The organism is Streptomyces sp. BRA346, assembly GCF_052851135.1.
Map to the genome: position 1 here is coordinate 1 of NZ_JAIWIH010000023.1, position 19,662 is coordinate 19,662.

The 19,662-nt window shown below is 70.5% G+C and carries 21 protein-coding genes and 1 pseudogene; 10 read left to right on the forward strand and 12 right to left on the reverse strand.

Annotated elements, in window-relative coordinates:
* Nucleotides 1-307 precede the first annotated feature (307 nt).
* Together LCH29_RS25775 and LCH29_RS25780 are read left to right on the forward strand one after the other, a co-directional pair.
* Nucleotides 308-619: a hypothetical protein gene (locus LCH29_RS25775; protein ID WP_446464105.1), complete on the forward strand. Its 312-nt coding sequence runs from the start codon at nucleotides 308-310 to the stop codon at nucleotides 617-619.
* Nucleotides 620-930: 311 nt separating this feature from the next.
* Nucleotides 931-1,356 carry a hypothetical protein gene (locus tag LCH29_RS25780; RefSeq protein WP_446464106.1) on the forward strand — a complete coding sequence of 142 codons (426 nt, stop codon included), beginning with the start codon at nucleotides 931-933 and terminating at the stop codon, nucleotides 1,354-1,356.
* Between the two features lie 28 nt (nucleotides 1,357-1,384).
* On the opposite strand, the gene LCH29_RS25785 is transcribed toward LCH29_RS25780, so the two are convergent.
* Together LCH29_RS25785 and LCH29_RS25790 are read right to left on the reverse strand one after the other, a co-directional pair.
* Nucleotides 1,385-2,230: an SDR family NAD(P)-dependent oxidoreductase gene (locus LCH29_RS25785; RefSeq protein ID WP_446464107.1), complete on the reverse strand. Its 846-nt coding sequence runs from the start codon at nucleotides 2,228-2,230 to the stop codon at nucleotides 1,385-1,387.
* The gene (locus LCH29_RS25790; RefSeq protein WP_446464108.1) at nucleotides 2,227-2,625 is read right to left on the reverse strand and encodes a PPOX class F420-dependent oxidoreductase; all 399 of its coding nucleotides are present in this window, start codon (nucleotides 2,623-2,625) and stop codon (nucleotides 2,227-2,229) included. The genes LCH29_RS25785 and LCH29_RS25790 overlap by 4 nt, the downstream gene beginning before the upstream one ends.
* Nucleotides 2,626-2,787: 162 nt before the next feature.
* Between LCH29_RS25790 and LCH29_RS25795 the strand changes: the two genes are divergently transcribed.
* Nucleotides 2,788-3,327, forward strand: a complete 540-nt coding sequence (locus LCH29_RS25795; protein WP_446464109.1) for a TetR/AcrR family transcriptional regulator — start codon at nucleotides 2,788-2,790, stop codon at nucleotides 3,325-3,327.
* A gap of 99 nt (nucleotides 3,328-3,426) precedes the next feature.
* Here the strand turns inward: LCH29_RS25795 and LCH29_RS25800 are convergent, their stop codons facing one another.
* Nucleotides 3,427-3,714 carry a hypothetical protein gene (locus LCH29_RS25800; protein WP_446464110.1) on the reverse strand — a complete coding sequence of 96 codons (288 nt, stop codon included), beginning with the start codon at nucleotides 3,712-3,714 and terminating at the stop codon, nucleotides 3,427-3,429.
* Nucleotides 3,715-3,912: 198 nt separating this feature from the next.
* Here LCH29_RS25800 and LCH29_RS25805 point away from each other — a divergent pair, with 198 nt between their 5' ends.
* A complete protein-coding gene (locus tag LCH29_RS25805; RefSeq protein WP_446464111.1) occupies nucleotides 3,913-6,216 on the forward strand; it encodes a serine/threonine-protein kinase in 2,304 nt (767 codons plus the stop codon).
* A gap of 6 nt (nucleotides 6,217-6,222) precedes the next feature.
* Here the strand turns inward: LCH29_RS25805 and LCH29_RS25810 are convergent, their stop codons facing one another.
* Both LCH29_RS25810 and LCH29_RS25815 read right to left on the reverse strand, forming a co-directional pair.
* Entirely contained in the window at nucleotides 6,223-7,557 is a 1,335-nt protein-coding gene (locus LCH29_RS25810) for a CoA transferase (RefSeq protein ID WP_446464112.1), read from the reverse strand.
* 4 nt (nucleotides 7,558-7,561) lie between these two features.
* Nucleotides 7,562-8,218, reverse strand: a complete 657-nt coding sequence (locus LCH29_RS25815; RefSeq protein ID WP_446464113.1) for a TetR/AcrR family transcriptional regulator C-terminal domain-containing protein — start codon at nucleotides 8,216-8,218, stop codon at nucleotides 7,562-7,564.
* 69 nt (nucleotides 8,219-8,287) lie between these two features.
* Here LCH29_RS25815 and LCH29_RS25820 point away from each other — a divergent pair, with 69 nt between their 5' ends.
* Together LCH29_RS25820 and LCH29_RS25825 are read left to right on the forward strand one after the other, a co-directional pair.
* Nucleotides 8,288-9,814 (forward strand): FAD-dependent monooxygenase, encoded by a 1,527-nt coding sequence (locus LCH29_RS25820; protein WP_446464114.1) that lies wholly within the window; start codon nucleotides 8,288-8,290, stop codon nucleotides 9,812-9,814.
* 163 nt (nucleotides 9,815-9,977) lie between these two features.
* Nucleotides 9,978-10,850 (forward strand): D-alanyl-D-alanine carboxypeptidase family protein, encoded by an 873-nt coding sequence (locus tag LCH29_RS25825; RefSeq protein WP_446464244.1) that lies wholly within the window; start codon nucleotides 9,978-9,980, stop codon nucleotides 10,848-10,850.
* A 302-nt stretch (nucleotides 10,851-11,152) separates the two neighbouring features.
* Here LCH29_RS25825 and LCH29_RS25830 read toward each other — a convergent pair whose 3' ends face one another.
* Genes LCH29_RS25830 through LCH29_RS25845 form a run of 4 tightly spaced genes read right to left on the reverse strand, consistent with a single transcriptional unit; the run spans nucleotide 11,153 to nucleotide 14,966 of the window.
* The gene (locus LCH29_RS25830; RefSeq protein WP_446464245.1) at nucleotides 11,153-12,187 is read right to left on the reverse strand and encodes an L-idonate 5-dehydrogenase; all 1,035 of its coding nucleotides are present in this window, start codon (nucleotides 12,185-12,187) and stop codon (nucleotides 11,153-11,155) included.
* A gap of 26 nt (nucleotides 12,188-12,213) precedes the next feature.
* Entirely contained in the window at nucleotides 12,214-12,984 is a 771-nt protein-coding gene (locus tag LCH29_RS25835; protein ID WP_446464115.1) for an SDR family oxidoreductase, read from the reverse strand.
* A 48-nt stretch (nucleotides 12,985-13,032) separates the two neighbouring features.
* On the reverse strand, nucleotides 13,033-14,430 hold the full coding sequence (locus LCH29_RS25840) for a GntT/GntP/DsdX family permease (RefSeq protein ID WP_446464116.1): 1,398 nt from the start codon (nucleotides 14,428-14,430) through the stop codon (nucleotides 13,033-13,035).
* A gap of 20 nt (nucleotides 14,431-14,450) precedes the next feature.
* The gene (locus tag LCH29_RS25845; RefSeq protein ID WP_446464117.1) at nucleotides 14,451-14,966 is read right to left on the reverse strand and encodes a gluconokinase; all 516 of its coding nucleotides are present in this window, start codon (nucleotides 14,964-14,966) and stop codon (nucleotides 14,451-14,453) included.
* A 167-nt stretch (nucleotides 14,967-15,133) separates the two neighbouring features.
* Here LCH29_RS25845 and LCH29_RS25850 point away from each other — a divergent pair, with 167 nt between their 5' ends.
* Nucleotides 15,134-15,847, forward strand: a complete 714-nt coding sequence (locus tag LCH29_RS25850) for a FadR/GntR family transcriptional regulator (protein WP_446464118.1) — start codon at nucleotides 15,134-15,136, stop codon at nucleotides 15,845-15,847.
* Nucleotides 15,848-15,857: 10 nt separating this feature from the next.
* Here LCH29_RS25850 and LCH29_RS25855 read toward each other — a convergent pair whose 3' ends face one another.
* A complete protein-coding gene (locus LCH29_RS25855) occupies nucleotides 15,858-16,262 on the reverse strand; it encodes a VOC family protein (RefSeq protein ID WP_446464119.1) in 405 nt (134 codons plus the stop codon).
* Between the two features lie 207 nt (nucleotides 16,263-16,469).
* Nucleotides 16,470-17,489, reverse strand: a complete 1,020-nt coding sequence (locus LCH29_RS25860) for an aldo/keto reductase (RefSeq protein ID WP_446464120.1) — start codon at nucleotides 17,487-17,489, stop codon at nucleotides 16,470-16,472.
* A 119-nt stretch (nucleotides 17,490-17,608) separates the two neighbouring features.
* Here LCH29_RS25860 and LCH29_RS25865 point away from each other — a divergent pair, with 119 nt between their 5' ends.
* Nucleotides 17,609-18,208 carry a TetR/AcrR family transcriptional regulator gene (locus LCH29_RS25865; RefSeq protein WP_446464246.1) on the forward strand — a complete coding sequence of 200 codons (600 nt, stop codon included), beginning with the start codon at nucleotides 17,609-17,611 and terminating at the stop codon, nucleotides 18,206-18,208.
* Nucleotides 18,209-18,224: 16 nt separating this feature from the next.
* On the opposite strand, the pseudogene LCH29_RS25870 reads toward LCH29_RS25865, so the two are convergent.
* Nucleotides 18,225-18,560: pseudogene (locus tag LCH29_RS25870) on the reverse strand (aldo/keto reductase); the annotation flags it as partial.
* A 26-nt stretch (nucleotides 18,561-18,586) separates the two neighbouring features.
* Between LCH29_RS25870 and LCH29_RS25875 the strand changes: the two are divergent.
* Both LCH29_RS25875 and LCH29_RS25880 read left to right on the forward strand, forming a co-directional pair.
* Nucleotides 18,587-19,129: a MepB family protein gene (locus LCH29_RS25875; protein ID WP_446464121.1), complete on the forward strand. Its 543-nt coding sequence runs from the start codon at nucleotides 18,587-18,589 to the stop codon at nucleotides 19,127-19,129.
* A 109-nt stretch (nucleotides 19,130-19,238) separates the two neighbouring features.
* Nucleotides 19,239-19,646, forward strand: coding sequence for a hypothetical protein (locus tag LCH29_RS25880; RefSeq protein WP_446464122.1), 408 nt, complete (start codon nucleotides 19,239-19,241; stop codon nucleotides 19,644-19,646).
* Nucleotides 19,647-19,662: the final 16 nt, after the last annotated feature.

The following is a 19,662-nucleotide window of genomic DNA, read 5'->3' on the forward strand; positions in this document are numbered from 1 at the left end:
GACACCGAGGGACCTCGAACTCGCCGCATAACCCCAGCAACCCCGAACCACCCCAAAACCGACAGGGGTGTCTTGACGGAAGACATAGAGGCACCCCCCCCGTCCGCCGGCCAGCGAACCCTCCGGCTGCGCGGGCACATCATGGTCGCCGTCCCCGAAATCGAGCAGATTGCTGCCCAACTCCCCGGGGCACGCCCAGCGGCTCGCTCGGCTGAGATTCCTCAGAAGCTTCGAGCAACGCCGCTGAGCAGGCATTAATTCGCTCCGTAATGACTCCGTCACCCACTCTTGCGAGGAGCTACGTGCCATGAAGATCACCGAGGGACACATCGACGCCATGCGTTCCGCGCGCCACCGGGCGGCCGGAGCCGAGGCAAGGGCCGTCGCCGAATTACTGCGCGAGGCGCTGGGGCGCCTTGGCTTCACGCCCGACGTAGCCGTACCCCACGGCGTAGAGAACCAGGACCTGTTCTGGCCCGTCCTGCGGGGAGAGGTAACGGTCTCTGGGCACCCCATGGTCGCCCTCGGCCGCATTCCGCTCGACAGCGCGAACCGCCTCGCGGAAATCCTCATGCGCGCCGCGTTGGAGGAGCAGACCAAGAAGGCCGCCACGAGCTGAGCGGCCGCTTTCAAACCCCCGTCCCGGCTGGACCGGAGCCCTGGCAGGTCGAGCCCAGCGCGGAACGGGTGCACGTGCACGACGGCGCGAGGAGAGCCCCCGCGACCGACAGCACCGAGAGGAATCATCCCGATGCGCTTACGCGAGTTCAAGGGCATCGTCCTCCGGCAGGACCCGGAGGACGACGAGCCGACCGAAGGCGGGCAGCAGGGCGGCTGCGGTGATGGCGACGGCTGCGGTCGTCAGTAGCAGGTGAGACCGGGAGGCCCCCGCCTCGGGTGGGGGCCGCTCTTCACCGAGAGAGCGAGCACATGCACCACCACGGCTACACCTGGCTCGGGTCCGCACACGACTTACTCAAGGACGGCCCCCGGCGCCCGCTGCATCCGGAGTTCAGATCCAGCAAGGTCGTCCCCCTGGAACTGGCCCACTGGCTACTCAAGCCCGCATCCTTCATCCACGGCACCTGGACCGATCCGCGGCAGGCAGCGGAATGGTTCGGTGGGCAACTGCGCGCTTCCGCAGCATCGTTCACGTCGGAACACGACCGCGATGCCGACCGCCTCGCCGATGCGGTCGGCCGGGCGGTCGATCAGGTCACCAGCGGTGAGGATGTTGTAGGCGGTTGGTATCTCACGGGGCAGCGATTCCTGTCCGTGTGCCTGATCGCATGCAGCCCGCACCGCATGCGACCGGAGATTCCTTGCCCTCAGGAGATGGCGAGCCACCCTTCATGAAGGAGTGCACGGTGCGGCGTTCGCCGCCTCAGCCCTCCGGGCAGGCGGCCAGCAGCCGCTTCGTGTGTGCGCGCAGCCGCCGCGCCTCCTCGATCGCGAAGCCGGGGCCGTGCGGGTCCAGGGGCTCGCCCCGCACCATGGCGCTGAGCGGCGCGGCCGGTGGGTGGGCCAGCAGCTTGAGGATCGGCGCCATGGCCTCGTCCACCGGCTGGGCGGATCGGCGCATGGCCTCGATCTGTGTCGCGACGGCCGGGGTGTACTGCCCGGAGAAGCTGGTACTGACCGTCCCCGGGTTGAGCAGTACGTACCGGATCGTCGTCTCCGGTCGGCTGTCCGCGAAGCCGACGCCGAGCAGGTCGTTGAGGCGTCCGCCTTGGGCGAGTGCCCGTTGGCCGGCGTAGGCGCGTTCATGTTGCAGGTCCGCCCAGTGGATTTCGCCATCGCCGCCGGGTCCGGCGACGTTGAGGATGACGGGAGTGTCGGCTGCTTCGAGCACGTCGGCCAGTTCGTGGCACAGGACGAAACGGCTCAGGTAGAAGTGGGCGAAGGTGTTCTCGAAGCCTTCGGCGGTGACCAGGCGGGTGGTCCGGAAGTGCCGGGCGCACAGCACCAGGGCGTCGATTTTCGCGAAAGCCGCCCGGATACGGTCGATCACCGCTCTGGTCTCGGACACCAGGCTCAGGTCGGCCCGCACGAAGTGCGCCCGCGCGGCCGCGCCTTGGTGTCGCGCGGCCTCCAGCCACGCCGCGCCCTTCTCCGCGCTGCGCCCGACCACCATCACCTCATGCCCTGCCTTCAGGCAGGTGAGGGCCAGGGCCTTGCCGATGCCGTCCGTGCCTCCGGTGATGACATAGGTCTTCGTCGTTCGGCTCATAGGAAGCGGGCCGCGATCTTTTCCGGGGTGAGGCGGACGGTGACCAGTTCCGGGAGGGTGGCGTACGACTCCGGGTGGTGCTCCGCGTACGTCGTGCCGGTGTACTTGATGGCCAGTTCGTCCATCCGCCCCCGACTGCCCGCGCTCTCGAACCGCGCGGTGCCGCTGATGACCGCGTACCCGTAGGGCTCGTCGGGCGGGTTGACCGTCACGCTCAGCCGTGGATCGCGCCGCAGGTTGCGGACCTTGAGCTTGTCGACGCCCGTCACGAAGAACACGTCGTCGCCGTCCCGCCCCACCCAGACCACCGACTGGTGCGGGCTGCCGTCGGGTTGGAGGGTCGCCACGGTGACGAACACCCGGGCATCGAGGGCGTCTTTCAGCTTTTCAGACATAGGGACCGGGCTCACCACATGACTCCTGAGGGGGGAACGGCGCGACGGAGCACGCCCGACAGATCAACCGCCTCAACTATGTGACAGTTAACGAGAGATAAGCAAGAGCGGTGTGGCATCTTCTGGCCTGTCGGCACCACTCCTGCGTATGCTCCGGTCACGATGAGAGCTGACGCGGCACGCAACCTGGACGCGGTCCTCCAGACCGGAGCACGCCTGCTCGCGCGGGACCCCGGCACGAGCATCGCGACGATCGCCCAGGCGGCAGGCGTCGACCGCCGCACCGTCTACCGCCGCTTCAAGACCCGCGAAGCCCTCATGGCCGCCGTCCACACGGCCAAGCTCGACGCCTGCGAGGAAGTCCTCTCCCAGGCCCGGCTGGACGAGGCGCCCGTGGTCGCGGCGCTGCACCGGTACGCGGAGGGCATCATCACGGCCAGCAGGCGGTGGCCGGTGGACGTGCGGCAGGTGCAGGACGAAGCGGCGGCCGCCCGCCTCGGTCGGCTGATCGAGCAGCTCGACGCCTTCATGGCCCGCGCGGTCCGCGAAGGGTTCATCCGCCCGGGCCTTCCGGACCGCTGGGCCCGCTCCCTGCTGGTCCACCTCACCAACATGGCTTCGCACGAGATGCCCGAGCTGACCCCCGCGCAGGGAGCCGACATGGTGACCCAGTCCCTGTTCACCGGGCTCGGTCCCGCCTGACCCGACCCCGAGGTCGGCCGGCAGTGCCGAATGACTGGCAGAGCTTCGCCCTCACCTGCCCCCAGGGGGCGTAGGGGGTGTCGTCGCGAGAGTGAGCGCTCAGGGAGCAGGGCTCGGCGTCGTGCCGTCGGAGGGCGTCGCGTTGTGGTCCTCGTCCCACGGATAGGTGGGATCGTCATCGATCGACGGACTCCAGGGCGTCTCCTTCGGGGGCTCGAACGGCCCCTTCCGCTCCTGCATCAGGAACATCATCACGAGCGCGAAGACGACGCTCAAGACGATCAGGGCCATCCCCACGGGATTGTTGGCGTTGTAGACGTACCGGCTCGTGCCCCAGTTGCTCTTCTTGAAGACCGGCTCGTAGTCGCCGTCGTCACGCTGCGGCATGAGATCCCCCGAAATCGCCGTTCATTGAACGGAGATCGTCGCATACCTGGTACGGCTCCGGGCCGGGGGACTTTCGATCTTTGTGGGATGGCCCCGGGCGAGTCGGCCGGGTACGTTGCCCGCATAGCCTGGTATCTCGAAGATCGGACAGCGGCGCGATGCACGCGTGCGTGCGGCCGTTGCGCAGGAGGGGGAATCGTGTCGTTGGGGGCCGGGGTTCCGGAGTCGGTGGGCGGGTACCGGCTGGAGGACCGGCTCGGTGCCGGCGGGATGGGGGTCGTCTATCTCGCGCGCTCGGTCTCGGGGCGGAAGTACGCGGTCAAGCTGATTCGTGCGGAGCACGCCACGGACCCCGAGTTCCGCAGCCGATTTCGTCGTGAGGTGGCGGCGGCGCAGCGGGTGAGCGGGGCCTTCACGGCTCCGGTCGTGGATGCGGACCCCGACGGGGACCCTCCGTGGCTGGCCACCCTGTTCGTGCCGGGGCCCTCGCTGACGCGCCGCGTGGAGCGCTCCGGCCGCATCCGGGAGGTGCGGGAACTGGCTGTGTTCGCGGGCCAGTTGGCGGAGGCCCTGCGTGCCGTCCACCGGGCGGGCCTGGTGCACCGCGATCTCAAGCCCGACAATATCCTCCTCGCCGAGGACGGGCCGCGGGTCATCGACTTCGGGATCACACGAGCGGTGACGGACAGCCGTCGGCTCACCAGGACCGGTGACTCGCTCGGTACACCGCCGTTCATGGCGCCGGAGCAGTTCCGTGCGGGGGACCCTGGCATCGAGGTGACCGCGGCCGCCGATGTGTTCGCGCTCGGCGCGGTCGTGGCCTTCGCGGCGATGGGACGCAGCCCGTTCGAGGGCGGACCGGGCGAGGGCTCCGATCCTCTCATCGTCGCCTACCGCGTCGTCTACGAAGAGCCACGGCTCGACGGGCTGCCGCCCGAACTGGCAGCCCTGGTCACTTCCTGTCTGGACAAGGACCCGGCACGCCGCCCGAGCCTGGACGCCGTGGAGCGCCTAGCGGCAGAGGCCGCCGGCACGCCGCCTGACCAAGCCACGGTCGCTTTCCGGATTCCGGCGCCGGACCGAACACCCACCGAACTCGACTCCTCCGGCACCGGTGCCGCCCGCGGTGGCCAGGCCCCGGTCGGCCCTCACCCGGCGCTGCTGCACGGGTTGCCCACGGCGCCCGCGCCCTACCGCACCGAGTCGCCCGACCCGGCCACCCCCGTCGCTCCGACCGACGCCTCCAGGAACCCGAAACGCACTCGGCGCCGCTGGATCGCCGCGGCGGCGACCGCGGTGGCCGTCGCCGCGGTCGGCACCGGCCTCAGCCTGTGGGGCAGTTCCCTGTGGGAGGGTCCACCGGGGGGTTCCAAGGGCAAGGAGGCCGCCAAGAAGCCCACCCCCGCGTGGGAGACCGACCTTGCCGAGCTCGGCGTCCCCAACGCCATGGAGAGCGGCTTCAGCTGCACGGCCACCTCTGACAGAGACCTGCTGTGTCAGGACGGCGGACGCCTCGTCCTCAAGCTGAACCCGGCGAACGGCAAAATACTCTGGAGCTACGACCGTCCGGCCACGACCGAGGTGAGTGTCGGGGTCGAGGAGTTCGACGGCAAGGTCTACACGCAGGCCCGCGAAACCGCCGACGGTGACGGCGACGGCATCGTCGCCCTGGATCTCGCCACCGGGAAAGTTGAGCGCAGGTTCGAGGTCCCCGACCTCCGTGACGGGTTCGTCGCCACCGACAGCGGCGTCCTCGTGCAAAGCGGTCCGAAGGAACTGTGGTTGCTCAACGCCAAGAACCCGCGTCCTCTCGCCCGTTGGAAGGCCGGCGACGATGAAATAGAAAGCATCGCCAGCAACGGAAAAAGCGTGGTCATGACCGTCAGCTCCCACGAGGACGACCGCGCCTTCGCTCACATCTCCCTCGAAGCCACCGACTCCAGCCTCAGCGAGCACCTGGCGTACGCCTTCGCCGAGGGGGCGCCGGATGCGCCGCGGCCCCCTCTGCGCCCCATTGGGGCAGGCACCAGCACGCTCTACTTTGCTGAAGGGGGCAGTGGGCCCGCCGACGAATACGTCGCGGTCGACCGTACCGACCCGGAGACGGGGATCGATCTCTGGAAGCGCATCCCCCTCAAGTCCCCCACAGACCTTCCGATGACCGTCGCGGACGACTTCGCCTACGCGCCGTCGAGCAACGGGATGATCACGGCCGTCGACTGTCGGCGCGACCGCATCGCCTGGCACAAGGACAGCGGCGCCCGTGGAATCAGCCAACTGGCTGTCAGGGAAGGGAAGATCTTTCTCACCGACGCGCAGGGTCGGCTGCACACTCTCGATGCCCTGACCGGCCGCCATCTGTCCATGGGCAAGCCGCACCGGGGCTCAAGGGACGCCGATTCACGCAACGACCCACCCCCGCCGGTCCTCATCGGCGATGCGGCGTACGTGATCACACCCGGCAACACGCTGTACCGCACGCCTCTGCCGACACGGAAATAGCGACCGTCAGGCCCACGCCGGGGCGTCGGTGCCCCAGGGGCCGGGTGGGCGGGTCCAGTCGCGGGGAGCGCCGTCGTACGCGATCGGGGGGAGGGCGTAGCGGAGGTGGCCGTTCGGGGAGGGGCGCCCGGTCAGCCAGGGGCCGGGGGTGTACGTCCCGTCGGGCGGCGGGGTGGGGGTGATGCCGCGCATCAGCCACGAGGCCGTTCCGGCCAGGGAGAAGCGCAGGTGGCGGGCGGTGCCGGTGTCGGCTCGGTCGGTCAGGGCGCGTAGGACACCCGCGGCGATCAGATAGCCGGTGCCGTGGTCGAGGGCCTGGGCGGGGAGGACGCCGGGGTGGCCGTCGGCGGTGGCCTCGATCTGGGCGATGCCGGTTCCGGCCTGGACCAGGCTGTCGAAGCCGCGGCGGTCGGCCCACGGGCCGGTCCAGCCCCAGGCGTTGAGCTGGGCGACGATCAGGCCGGGGTGGTGGGTGAGGTAGCGGTCGAGGGCGCCGGGGCGGTAGGCGGTGACCACGACGTCGGCCCGGGCGAGGAGTTCGTCGAAGGTGCGGCGGTCGTGGGGGTCGGCGAGGTCCAGGCGGGTCGAGCGCTTGCCGAAGCCGGTGTCGGCGTGGGCGTCGGGGTCCTCGGGGAGGCGCGGGGAGTCGACGCGCAGCACGTCCGCGCCCAGCAGGGCCAGGGTGCGGCTGGCGACCGGACCGGCGATGACCCGGGTCAGGTCCAGGACGCGGATTCCCTCGGCGGGCAGCGCGGCAGGAGACAGGGGTCGGGACACGGCCTCGCCCGTGGGCACGCCTTCGACCAACGGCATGTCGGTCAAGGGGAGTTCGCTGTCCTCCGGCGCCACGGCGGCCACGGCCAAGGCGCCCGCCGCGTACGCCGTCTCCTGGATCTCCCGCGCCGGGCGCTGTGCCAGCTCGGCGGCGAGGGGATCGGCGTCGCCCTGCTCCGGCAGGCCCAGCGCGGCCAGCAACCGGGCGCGGTGGTGGGGGTAGTTGGCGTGGGTGCGCACCCAGCCGTCGGCCGTGCGCCAGAAGCCGGACAGCGGGGCGAAGGAGGTGGGGCGGCGGCCGTCGATGCGCAGGTGGCGTTCGCTGATGAACGCCGTGGCGACCGCGCCCTCCTCCACCCGTACGGCGGGGATCGCACCGCCGCCGCGCCGCGCGGCCAGTTCGGCGGCGGCCAGCGAGCACACCCCCACGGTGGCCCGGGCCACTTGCCGTACCGGCAGCCGGGCGGGGAGCACCTCGCCCGCCGGGGCGTACGTGATCCGCTCGGCGAGGGCGGGTGGGCCGCCGAGGGCCGCCCAGGCGTGGGCGGTCGCGGAGTCGATCGTCATGCGGTCATTGTGCTGCCGCCGGGCCCAGCGTGGCTTCGATGCCCGCGACGATCGTGCGCAGCCCCTCCTCGAAGCGGGCGTCGTAGTCCAGGAAGAGGTCCGCCCCGGCGGCGGCCGCGAGCGGGTAGTCGGGGCCGATGAGGTCGGCCCGTTCCGCGACGTCGTAGCCGGGGGTGCGTTCGCCCGCCATGGGCTCGACGGCCTGCTCCTCGGTCACGAACCCGAGGGTGAAGGCGTACGCGATGAACGAGGCGCGCGCCGCGGCGCCCGGGGTGAAGCCCGCGGCCACGAAGGCGCGCAGGTGGGCCTCCATGGGGACGGCGTGGTCGGTGCGGGTGAAGCGGGTGCCGCTGAACACCTTCGCCCCGTCGCGGTAGCGCAGGAGGGCGCGGCGCAGGGCGTGCTGGCCCTCGATGAGACGTTCCTGCCAGGTCATCGCCTCATCGAGGTTCCCCGGTTCCTCGGCCAGCCGCTGGAAGATCGTGGTGGCCATCTCGTCGAGCAGGGCCTGCTTGTTCTTGAAGTGCCAGTAGAGGGCGGGCGCCTGGACGTTCAGCTCCTTGGCGATGCGGCGCAGGGTGAGCCCTTCGAGGCCCACCTCGTTGAGCAGCCGCAGCGCGGCGTCCACCACCTGGTCCCGGTCCAGTCGTGTTGTCGCCATGGGGTCATCCTCGCAGCTCAGCCTCGCCCTCCTTGACAATTTAACAATGTTAAGCGCACTCTCGACCGCATGGGACTTAACAACGTTAAGGACGCGGACGTGCTGATCATCGGGGCGGGCCCGGCCGGGCTCACCCTGGCCGTCGACCTCGCCCGGCGCGGCGTCGTGGCGCGGATCGTGGAGCGCGGCGAGCAGCTGTTCCCGGGGTCGCGCGGCAAGGGGCTCCAGCCGAGGACGCAGGAGGTCTTCGACGACCTCGGGGTCATGGCCGCGGTCCGCGCGGCGGGCGGGCCGTACCCGCCGATGATGGGGTGGGAGGACGGTCGGCGGCTCGGGGCGTTCGAGATGATCGTCCGCACCGGCCCGACCCCGGGCACCCCGTACCACGACATCTGGATGCTGCCGCAGTGGCGGACCGCGGAGATCCTGTACGCGCGGCTGCGCGAGCTGGGCGGCGAGGTCGAGTTCGGCGCGGCGTGCACGGGGCTCACGCAGGACGCGGACGGCGTCACCGCGCACCTCTCGTACGCCGACGGCTCGACCGCCACCGTACGGGCGGCCTACGCCGTGGCCGCCAACGGCGGCCGCAGCACGGTGCGCAAAGCGCTCGGCATCGGCATGGCGGGCGAGACCGTCGACCCGCGTCCGCTGTTGGTCGCGGACGTCACACTGACCGGCCTGACCGGCCTGGACCGCGACCACTGGCACGTGTGGCAGCACGCCAGGGGCGGCGCCTTCGCGCTGTGCCCGCTCGCCGGGACCGGCCTCTTCCAGGCGGTGGCGCAATACGAGAGCGAGAGCGCCGTACCCGACCCGGACCCGGAGGCGGTGCGGCGGCTGATCGTCGACCGGACGCATCTGGCGGAGTCCGAGGTGGGCGAGGTGCGGTGGGCGTCACCGTTCCGGGCGCGGGCGGCGATGGCGGAACGGTTCCGGGAGGGGCGGGTCTTCCTGGTGGGCGACGCCGCGCACATCCACTCCCCCGCGGGCGGCCAGGGCCTCAACACCAGTGTCCAGGACGCGTACAACCTCGGCTGGAAGCTGGGCGCCGTGCTGCGCGGCGGCGCCGATCCCGTGCTGCTGGACAGCTACGAGGAGGAGCGGATGCCGGTCGCCGCCGGGGTGCTGGGCATCAGCACCCGCATCCACCGCGCCGAGGCGGAGGGCGGCGCGGAACCGAAGGAGCCCCGGCGGACGGCGGAGGTGCACCAGTTGGGGCTGACGTACCGCGGTACGACCCTCGCCGTCGACTGGCGGACACCGGACGACGCGACCGCGCTGCGGGCGGGCGACCGGGCGCCCGACGCCCCCTGCACACTCCCCGACGGCACCCCGTTCCACCTCTTCGACGCCTTCCGCGGCCCGCATGTGACGGTGCTCGCACTCGGCGGCGCGGAACCGCCCGCCCCCGACCGCGCGTCCGTGGTTGCGTATCGTGTCGGCGGCCCGGCACCCGATCTGCTCGACCCGGACGGACACCTCCGCGCCGGGTACGGCGATCAGGGCGTCGTCGTCATCCGGCCGGACGGGTACGTGGGGTGCGCGGCCGACCGGGCGGACGAGGTGACCGGATATCTCACCACCTTGGGCGCGTAGGGCGATACGACGGGAAACCGAACAGCGGGTACGGCTACCATCGCGGAGCGCACATCCATTGACCGCTCTCATGCGTCCCCGGCTCGACGGCTTTCCCTCTGGACGGCCGCGCCGACGCCGATGGGACATTTGGAGTATTCATTTGAAAACCACCACCAAGCGCATGCGTCGCCTCTCCGCGCTGAGCGTTCTCGCCGCGGGATCCGTGCTGGCCTCCGGGGCGTTCGTCCCGGCGCAGGCCGCCTCCGCCGCTGCGCCCACGATCACCGCCAAGGGCGGGTACGTGATGAACAACGGGACGGGCAAGGACCTTTACAAGAAGGCCGCCGACACCCGTCTCTCCACCGGCTCCACCACCAAGATCATGACCGCCCGGGTGGTTCTGGCCCAGCCGAACCTCAACCTGAACTCCAAGGTCACGATCCAAAAGGCGTACAGCGACTACATCGTCGACAACAACTGGGCCTCCTCGGCCCGTCTGATCGTCGGCGACAAGGTCACCGTCCGCCAGCTGCTCTACGGGCTGATGCTGCCGTCCGGTTGTGACGCCGCGTACGCCCTGGCCGACAAGTTCGGCAGCGGCTCGACCCGCGCCGCGCGGGTGAAGTCGTTCATCGGCAAGATGAACTCCACCGCCAAGAGCCTCGGCCTGAAGAACACGAACTTCGACTCGTTCGACGGCATAGGGCACGGCAAGAACTACTCCACGCCGCGTGACCTGACGAAGCTCGCGAGCAGCGCGATGAAGTACTCGACGTTCCGCTCGGTCGTGAAAACGAAGAAGACGACCCAGAAGACCGTCACCAAGAGCGGTGGCTACCGCAACATGACGTGGGAGAACACCAACCCGCTGCTCGGCACCTACTCGGGCACCATCGGCGTGAAGACCGGCTCGGGCCCGGAGGCCAAGTACTGCCTGGTCTTCGCCGCCACCCGCAGCGGCAAGACGGTCATCGGCACCGTCCTCGCCTCGTCCTCGGTCGCCAACCGCACCGCGGACGCGAAGAAGCTGCTGAACTACGGCTTCAAGAAGTAGCCGCGCACGAACGCCGCAAGGGGCCTGCTCGCGAACCGCGCGAGCAGGCCCTTCGTCATCGGACGTGGTGGGTCAGGCGGCGCCCGCCTGGCGGTAGGGGGACAGGGCCTCGTTGCCCAGCCCCTCGGGTGGTACTCGTTCTGCCCCGCGCGCTCACACTGATGTTGCCGACGAGGTAGCCGCCGCCGTTCGCGGTGGCGTCCGGACAACGTCGTCGGGACGCCCGTCGGCCGTAGGGTGCCATGGCCGGTACGGACCCCATGGCACCCGGCGCCTTCTCCAGGGACAGCCCTACCTCGGGATCACGCCTGCTCGAAGTCCAGCAGCACCTTGCAGGACTCGCGCCGGTCGGCCGCCTGGGCGAACGCCTCCACCGCCTCCCCCACCGGCCGCACCCCGCTGATCAGCGCGTCGAACGACGGCTCCGTCGCCAGCAGTCGCAGCGCGTCGTCGAACTCCTCGTGGAAGCGGAACGCGCCGCGCAGGTCGATCTCCCGGGCGACCAGCAGGTTTCCGGCGAACGGGCTCTGCCCCGGCGGGAGCATGCCGAGCTGGACGATGACCCCGCCGCGCCGCACCCGGTGCAGGCAGGTGTCGAGCCCGGCGGCCACGCCCGACGCCTCGATCGCGACGTCCACCGCTTCGGAGGGCCAGTTCGGGTCGTCCGGGTCGTCGGCCCGTACGCACGCCGTCGCACCGGCCGCCGCCGCGAACTCCAGGGCCCGGGGCAGCACATCGGTCGCCGTGATGCTCGCCGCGCCCGCCGCGCGGGCGGCGGCGACGGCCAGGCAGCCGATCGGACCGGAGCCGGTGATCAGCACGTGGCGTCCGGCCAGATCGCCCGCGCGGCGCACCGCGTGCAGGGCGACGGACAGCGGTTCGGCGAGCGCGGCCCGGCGCGGCTCCAGCCCCTCGGGCAGGACCCGCAGCTGCCCTGCGGGTACGGCGATACGGGACGCGAACCCGCCCTGTACGTGGGGGAAGCGCGCCGCGCTGCCCAGGTAGCGGGTGTCGCTACAGATGTTGGCGCGGCCGCTCGCGCATTCGGGGCACACCCCGCACGGCGTCGCCGGGTGCACGGCGACCGGGGTGCCGGGGGCGGGCCCGTCCGCGCCCTCGCCGTACGACACGACCGTGCCGACGACCTCGTGCCCCAGCACCATGGGCTGCTTCAGCCGGAAGTCGCCCACGCCGCCGTGCTGGTGGTAGTGGAGGTCCGACCCGCAGATCCCGCCGTAGCGGATCGCCACCAGCGCCTGTCCGGGCGCCACCTCCGGTTCGGGGAGTTCGTCGACCCGCAGGTCGCCCTGTCCGTGGATCACACAGCCCAGCACCATCCGCCCTGCCTCCTCTGTCATGTGCTTCACAGCTGGCTCGTCATGCCGCCGTCGACGTACAGCACCTGTCCGCTGACGAAGTCGGCGGCGGGCGAGGCGAGATAGAGCAGCGCCCCGATCAGGTCCTCGGTGCGGCCCCAGCGGCCCGCCGGGGTGCGGCCGCGCACCCAGGTGCTGAACTGCTCGTCCTCGACGAGCGGCCGGGTCAGCTCGGTCTCGATGTAGCCGGGGCCGACCCCGTTGACCTGGATGCCGTACGGGCCCCAGTCGGCGCACATGCCCTTGGTGAGCATCTTCAGCGCGCCCTTGGTGGCCGAGTAGGGGGCGATGCCGGGGCGGACCACCTCGCTCTGGAGCGAGCAGATGTTGACGATCTTGCCGTGGCCGCGTTCGGTCATGCGCCGCGCGGTCTCCCGGCCCACCAGGAACGCGCTGGTCAGGTTGGTGTCCACGATCTGCCGCCAAGCCTCGTCGGTGAACTCCAGCAGCGGTGCGCGGTTCTGCATCCCGGCGTTGTTGACCAGGATGTCGAGCGGGCCGACCCGCTCCTCCACGTCGGCGATCCCGGCGGCGACGGCCGGGCCGTCGGTGACGTCGAAGGCGGCGGTGTGCACGCCCGCCTCGGCGCCGCCCAGTTCGGCCGCGGCCTTGTCCAGGGCCGCCTGGTCGCGGCCGTTGAGGACCACCGTGCAGCCCGCCTCCACCAGGCCGCGGGCCAGCGCCTGGCCGATGCCGCGGCTGGAGCCGGTGACCAGGGCGGTGCAGCCCGTGATGTCGAAGAGCGGATGTGTCGTCATGGCGTTCGTACCCTCTCGGTTCTCAAAATCCCCGGTGCCAACTCAGTGCTAGATCACCAGTGACAGCAGCAGGACGAAGCCGAGCGCGACGACCGAGATGACCGTCTCCATCACGGACCAGGTCCGCACCGTCTGCCCCACGCTCATCCCGAAGTACTCCTTGACCAGCCAGAATCCCGCGTCGTTGACATGGCTGAAGAAGAGCGATCCGGCACCGATGGCCAGCACCAGCAGCGCCACGTGCGTGGTCGACATGTCGGCGGTGAGCGGCGCCATCAGCCCGGCGGCGGAGATCGTGGCCACGGTCGCCGAACCGGTCGCCAGCCGGATCGCGACCGCGATCAGCCAGGCGAGCAGCAGCGCGGAGACGTTCCAGTCCTTCGAGATATCCATGATCATGTTGCCGACGCCGACGTCGATGAGCGTCTGCTTGAAGCCGCCGCCCGCCGCGACGATCAGCAGCATTCCGGCGATCGGGGCCAGCGAGGTTTCCACGGTGGTGGCGATGCGGTCCCGGGTGAAGCCCGCCGCGCGGCCGAGGGTGACCATGCCCACCAGCACCGCCGCCAGCAGGGCGACCAGGGGGTTGCCGATGACGTCGGCGATCCGCTGGACGGTGTTCTCCACGTCGTCCACGGCGATGTCGACCAGCGCCTTGATGAGCATGAGCACGACCGGCAGCAGCACGGTGCCCACGGTCACGGCGAAGCCGGGCCGCCGCTCCAGGTCCTCCGAGGGACGCGTCGGCATCAGCCGGTCCGGCGGGGTGACGTCGACCCAGCGGTCGGCGAAGCGCGAGAAGACCGGGCCCGCGATGATGGCGGTCGGAATCGCGATCAGGACGCCGAGCGCCAGGGTGACGCCCAGGTCGGCGTGGACCGCGTCGATCGCGGCGAGCGGGCCGGGGTGCGGCGGCACCAGGCCGTGCATCACGGACAGACCCGCGAGCGCCGGTATGCCGATCCGCATCAGCGAGAGGTTGCCGCGCTTGGCGACCAGCAGCACCACCGGAATCATCAGCACCATGCCGACCTCGAAGAAGAGCGGCAGGCCGATGATCCCCGCGATGAGCACCATCGCCCAGGGCATCGTCCGGGTGCTCGCCTTGGCGAGGATGGTGTCCACGATCTGGTCGGCGCCCCCGGAGTCGGCGAGCAGCTTGCCGAGGATCGCGCCGAGGGCGATCAGCACGCCGACGCCCGCCACCGTGTCGCCCAGCCCGCCCGAGAAACTGGTGATGACCTTGTCGAGCGGCGCCCCCGCGACGGCGCCGAGCGCCAGCGAGCCGATCGTCAGCGACAAGAACGCATGCAGCTTGGTCTTGGTGATGAGCAGGACGAGGACGGCTATGCCGACGAGGACGGCTATGCCCAGCTGTGCGTGACCGGCCGACGTGATCGGGTCGACGGTGTCCGCTGCCAGCATCTCGACGCTGAGTCTGGTCACGGAGGGTTCCTAACGTGAAGCTACTGGTGTCCGGGCTGCCGCTGCCGCAGCGCGGCGACGGCCCGCTCGGTGATGGTCTCGGGGTCCGGCGCGATGTCCACGGCGACGCCGTGCTCGTCCGGCTGGAGCGGCTCCAGGGTGGCGAGCTGCGAGTCGAGCATCTCGCCGGAGAAGAAGTGGCCCTTGCGCTCCTTCATCCGGTCGGCGATCAGCTCGCGCTCACCGGTCAGGTGCAGGAAGACGACCCCGGGCTCGGCGGCACGCAGCCGGTCCCGGTACATCCGCTTGAGCGCGGAGCAGCTGACCACGCCGCCGTGACCGATGTGCTCATGGGCCCAGGCGCCGATGGCGTCCAGCCACGGCCTGCGGTCCTCGTCGTCCAGCGGGGTCCCGGCCGACATCTTGGCGATGTTGGCCGGCGGGTGGAAGTCGTCGGCCTCGGCGTACGGCACACCGAGCGCGTCCGCCAGCAGGGGGCCGATCGTGGTCTTGCCCGTGCCGGACACTCCCATGACGACGACCAGGGGGGCATGCATGTGGAAAACCTCGCTGTCTGCTCCGGTGCTGCTGTCTTCCTCGACTGTCGTTCTCGACCTCGGCACCGCTGGCAGCACACTCAACCCCACTGATACGACGTATTCAAGAGTTCGTGATTTAAAAGTCATACTTAAAGCGTGAGCGGCCAGCCACGTAGTCTGACTCCATGGAGAACGAGGGGCCCATCACGGGGCGGGGACTGCACGCTCGGTTGCTGGCGTCCCTCGGGCCCGCGATCACCGCGGGCGACTACCCGCCGGGGACGGTGCTGCGCACCGATGAGCTGGAGCGGCGCTTCGACGTCTCACGGACCGTGGTCCGCGAGGCGGTGCGCGTCCTGGAGTCCATGCACCTGGTCCGCTCCCGCCGCCGCGTCGGCGTGACCGTCCTCCCTCCGGAGGAGTGGGACGTCTTCGACGCGCAGGTCATCCGCTGGCGGCTGGCGGGCCCCGACCGCCCCCGCCAGCTGCGCTCCCTGACCTCCCTGCGCTCGGCCATCGAACCGGCCGCCGCCGCCCTGGCCGCCGAGCAGGCCACCGCCGCCCAGTGCGCCGAGCTGACCGAGCACGCGCTCAACATGGTCGCCACCTCCCGCGGCCAGCAGCTCCCCGCCTACCTCGTCCACGACGTCGCCTTCCACCGGACGATCCTGCGCGCCTCGGGCAACGAGATGTTCGCGCGGCTCGGCGATGTGGTCGCCGAGGTCCTGGCGGGCCGCACCGAGCACCGGGTGATGTTCAGCGACCCGGACCCGGAGGCGGTCACCCTCCACGTCCGGGTCGCCGAAGCGGTCCGCGCGAGGGACGCGGAGCGCGCCGAGCGCTACACCCGGGAGATCACCATGGGCGCCCTGCGCGAGCTGGACATCCTGGCGCCGTAGCGCCGGGGGATCACGGCCGGACGTACGGCCGGGTCATGATCTCCATGTTGTGGCCGTCCGGGTCGTCGAAGTACGCGCCGCGGCCGCCGAAGAGGGTGTTGATCCGGCCGGGGTCGGTGTGGCCGGGGTCCGCGTAATAGGTGACCCCGGCCGCCTCCAGGCGGGCGATCATGGCGTCGAAGCGCTCCTCGGGGACGAGGAACGCGTAGTGCTGCGGCTGGACCGGCTCGTCCCGCTTCTCGTAGTAGTCGAGCGTGACGCCGTTGCCGAGGTCGACGGGGAGGAACGGCCCGAACGGGGCGCCGACCTCCAGGTCCAGGACCGTGGCGAGGAACTCGGCCGACCGGTGCCGGTCCGAGGCGTAGACGGCGGTGTGGTTCAGCTGGATGTCGTGTGCGTGGGACACGTGAGGCATCTCCGGTGTTGTCGTGGTCGCGATGGTCGCGGTGCGGACGAAGAACACGGAGATGGAGGGGCGGGGCTCTGGCCCGCCCCGGCCTCACGCCGAGGCCGGGCGCCTCACTCGTGCATGGCCCTCAGGGGCCGACCCGGCAGTCACCCGGCTGAATCTAGCGGTCGTCACCACGAACATCAACGGGATTTCTACGTCGCCGAGTTGCCGTCAGCGCCGCCGCAGGGACGGGTCCAGCAGCGCGGGCGGGGTGTCGTGCTTCTCGTGCGGGGCGAGGTCGGTGCCGGGGGCGACGATGGCGTCGATCGCGTCGAGTACGTCGGCCGGGAGCACGGTGTCGGCGGCGGCGAGTTGGGCGTGCAGGTGATCCAGGGTGCGGGGGCCGATGAGGGCGCTGGTGACGGCGGGGTGCGCGGTGACGAAGCCGAGCGCGAGCTGGATCATCGTCAGCCCGGCGTCGTCGGCGACCTCGGCCAGTCGCTCGACGGCGTCGAGCCGGGCCCGGTTGGCAGGGATCGTGGTGTCGAAGCGTTCCGGCATGACCGTCGAGCGGCTGGTGGCGATGGACCGGCCCGCGCGGACCGCGCCCGACAGCCAGCCCGAGGCCAGCGGGCTCCACACCAGCACGCCGAGGCCGTACTGCTCGGTCACGGGCAGGACGTGCGTCTCGACGCCGCGCTGGAGGATCGAGTAGCTGGGCTGTTCGGTGACGTAACGGCTCAGGTGGTGCTCGCGGGCGGCCCACTGGGCCTGGACGAGGCGGTAGGCCGGGAACGTCGAGGTGCCGAAGTGCCGGATCTTGCCCGCGCGCTGGAGGTCGGTCAGGGCCGACAGCGTCTCCTCGTCGTCGGTGTTCGGGTCCCACCGGTGGATCTGGTAGAGGTCCACGTGGTCGACGCCGAGGCGGCGCAGGCTGTCCTCCAGCGCGGTGACCAGCCAACGGCGCGAACTGCCCCGGTGGTTGCGGTCGTCCCCCATGGGCAAACCCGCCTTCGTGGCCAGCACGAGGTCGTCGCGGCGGCCCGCGATGGCCTTGCCGACCATCTCCTCCGACTCGCCGCCGCCGTACATGTCGGCGGTGTCGATGACGTTGATCCCGCCTTCGAGGGCGGCGTCGACGATGGCGGTGGCCTCGTCCTGGGTGGTGCGCCCGATCGCGCCGAAGTTCATCGCGCCGAGCGCGAGGGTGCTGACCTGCACGCCGGTGCGGCCCAGGGTGCGGTAGAGCATGACGGTGTTCCTCCATTGCGGGTGGAGCTGACATCATGAACAAACGGAACCTCGTTCCGTTTGGACGATACGGAACGCTGTTCCGTTTTAGCAAGCGCGACGGCGAAGGGAGCGGCACGGTGAACGACGGCGGCAAGGGCGGGGACGGCGCGGGGCGCGCGGCCCCGCCCCAGCGGAAGGACGCCCGGCGCAACAAGGAGACGCTGCTCGACGCGGCCGCCACGGTCTTCGTCCGGTCAGGCGTGGAGGCGCCCGTACGCGACATCGCGGCCGAGGCGGGCGTCGGCATGGGCACGATCTACCGCCACTTCCCCACCCGGGCGGACCTCATCATCGCCGTCTACCGGCACCAGGTCGAAGCGTGCGCCGAGGCCGGACCGGCCCTGCTGGCCTCCAACGCGAGCCCGCACGTCGCGCTGGGGCAATGGATCGACCTCTTCGTCGACTTCCTGGTCACCAAGCACGGCCTCGCCGCCGTACTGCGGTCCGACAGCTCCGGCTTCGACACGCTGCACACCTACTTCATCGACCGCCTCCTGCCGGTGTGCACCCAACTGCTCGACGCCGCGGCCGAGGCCGGCGAGATCCGCCCCGGGGTGGAGGCGTACCAGCTGATGCGCGGCGTGGGAAACCTCTGCATCGGCGCGGGCAGCGATGCCGATTACGACCCGCGCCCCCTGGTCGAGCTGCTCATCGCGGGCCTGCGCCACCCGCGCTGAGCGGTGTACGCGCGGTCTACGCGGCCGCGCCCCCTGCCCGGTCGAGGCGATCCCGCTGCTCCGCGCTCAGCCGGAGGTCCGCCGCGGCCACGTTCTCCTCCAGGTGGTCGATCCGGGCGGTGCCCGGGATCGGCAGGATGACCGGCGAGTGGCCGAGGAGCCAGGCCAGGGACACCTGCGTGGGCGTGGCGCCGGTCTCGGCCGCCACGGCGGCGACCTCGGACGTCTCGTCCCACGCCCCCGCCGCGACCGGCCGCCACGGCAGGAACGCGATACGTGCCGCCTCGCACGCCGCGAGCACCGGCTCGTGCTCCCGGTCGAGCACGTTGTAGCGGTTCTGGACGCTCACCATGAACACGGCCCTGGCAGGATGTGAGGATGGCGACGAATGAGCCGTGGGCGGAGTTTCACGACGATGTGCTGGCGGCGAAGACGCTGCTGTACAACCCGAGCGGCTTTCGTTGCTCACGACCGGTGCCGGAACCGGAAAGCGCCGAATACGCGGCTCACGGATTCACGATCGACGGGCTGTCGGTCCGGTTTCGCGTGGCCAAGACCACTCCGACGAAGGTCGGCCAGTTCGTGACCGTGTGGCAGCGATCCACGGAAGGCCCGATCCGGCCCTTCGACGCCGAGGACGGAATTGACCTTTTCATCATCAGCTGCCGCGACAGCGGCCACTTCGGGCAGTTCGTGTTCCCGCGAGACGTGCTGTGCGAGCACGGCATCGTGTCCCGCGGCGGTTCCGGCGGGAAGCGCGGCTTCCGCGTCTATCCGCCGTGGGTGACCACGACCAATCGCCAGGCGAACAGAACTCAGGCATGGCAGACAAAATACTTCTTGGATTTCACAGGGGACGGGTCTGTCGATATGACGCGCGCCCACGCCCTCTACGGCCGTGACGGCCGTAGCTCCCCGTGAGCATTGCTGACCCCAACGCCCCGTCATGGCCTAGGGGTTGACGTCTACCGGTCCGGGAGCATTGAGTGATCGCGACCAATCTGAAACGCGACTTCCCACGGGGGAATCCATGCGCACGCTCACCATGGCCGGAGGCATGCTCGCCGCCACCGGTCTCGCACTCGGCCTGATGTCCGCACCGGCATTCGCGGCACCCACTTCGGCGTCCGAAGCCACCGCGGCGGCAGTACAGGGCCCTCCGCCGAAGGCGGGCAGGGGCAGCGTCAAGTGCAATGAGAACAATTCGCGGATCAACTTCTCCTGGAAGACCGGATACGCGAGCACCAAGGTGTACTACAACAACCACTGCCTGGGCGGCTTCAAGACCAAGGTCGCCTTCAAGTTCTGGAACGACGGGTCGACGCCCTGGTACAAGTGCGTCAGCTTCGAGGGAATGACCCAGGGCACGTACAAGTTCGGGCACATCAACGAGATCATGGGTGTCAGCAAAGACACCAAGAAGTGCGAGAAGAACTAAAAGGTAGATCCGGATG

Coding starts and splice junctions, on each gene's coding strand:
- LCH29_RS25775 (WP_446464105.1), top strand. CDS start 308: ATGAAGATCACCGAGGGACACATCGACGCCATGCGTTCCGCGCGCCAC.
- LCH29_RS25780 (WP_446464106.1), top strand. CDS start 931: ATGCACCACCACGGCTACACCTGGCTCGGGTCCGCACACGACTTACTC.
- LCH29_RS25785 (WP_446464107.1), bottom strand. CDS start 2,230: ATGAGCCGAACGACGAAGACCTATGTCATCACCGGAGGCACGGACGGC.
- LCH29_RS25790 (WP_446464108.1), bottom strand. CDS start 2,625: ATGTCTGAAAAGCTGAAAGACGCCCTCGATGCCCGGGTGTTCGTCACC.
- LCH29_RS25795 (WP_446464109.1), top strand. CDS start 2,788: ATGAGAGCTGACGCGGCACGCAACCTGGACGCGGTCCTCCAGACCGGA.
- LCH29_RS25800 (WP_446464110.1), bottom strand. CDS start 3,714: ATGCCGCAGCGTGACGACGGCGACTACGAGCCGGTCTTCAAGAAGAGC.
- LCH29_RS25810 (WP_446464112.1), bottom strand. CDS start 7,557: ATGACGATCGACTCCGCGACCGCCCACGCCTGGGCGGCCCTCGGCGGC.
- LCH29_RS25815 (WP_446464113.1), bottom strand. CDS start 8,218: ATGGCGACAACACGACTGGACCGGGACCAGGTGGTGGACGCCGCGCTG.
- LCH29_RS25820 (WP_446464114.1), top strand. CDS start 8,288: ATGGGACTTAACAACGTTAAGGACGCGGACGTGCTGATCATCGGGGCG.
- LCH29_RS25825 (WP_446464244.1), top strand. CDS start 9,978: ATGCGTCGCCTCTCCGCGCTGAGCGTTCTCGCCGCGGGATCCGTGCTG.
- LCH29_RS25830 (WP_446464245.1), bottom strand. CDS start 12,187: ATGGTGCTGGGCTGTGTGATCCACGGACAGGGCGACCTGCGGGTCGAC.
- LCH29_RS25835 (WP_446464115.1), bottom strand. CDS start 12,984: ATGACGACACATCCGCTCTTCGACATCACGGGCTGCACCGCCCTGGTC.
- LCH29_RS25845 (WP_446464117.1), bottom strand. CDS start 14,966: ATGCATGCCCCCCTGGTCGTCGTCATGGGAGTGTCCGGCACGGGCAAG.
- LCH29_RS25850 (WP_446464118.1), top strand. CDS start 15,134: ATGGAGAACGAGGGGCCCATCACGGGGCGGGGACTGCACGCTCGGTTG.
- LCH29_RS25855 (WP_446464119.1), bottom strand. CDS start 16,262: ATGCCTCACGTGTCCCACGCACACGACATCCAGCTGAACCACACCGCC.
- LCH29_RS25860 (WP_446464120.1), bottom strand. CDS start 17,489: ATGCTCTACCGCACCCTGGGCCGCACCGGCGTGCAGGTCAGCACCCTC.
- LCH29_RS25875 (WP_446464121.1), top strand. CDS start 18,587: ATGGCGACGAATGAGCCGTGGGCGGAGTTTCACGACGATGTGCTGGCG.
- LCH29_RS25880 (WP_446464122.1), top strand. CDS start 19,239: ATGCGCACGCTCACCATGGCCGGAGGCATGCTCGCCGCCACCGGTCTC.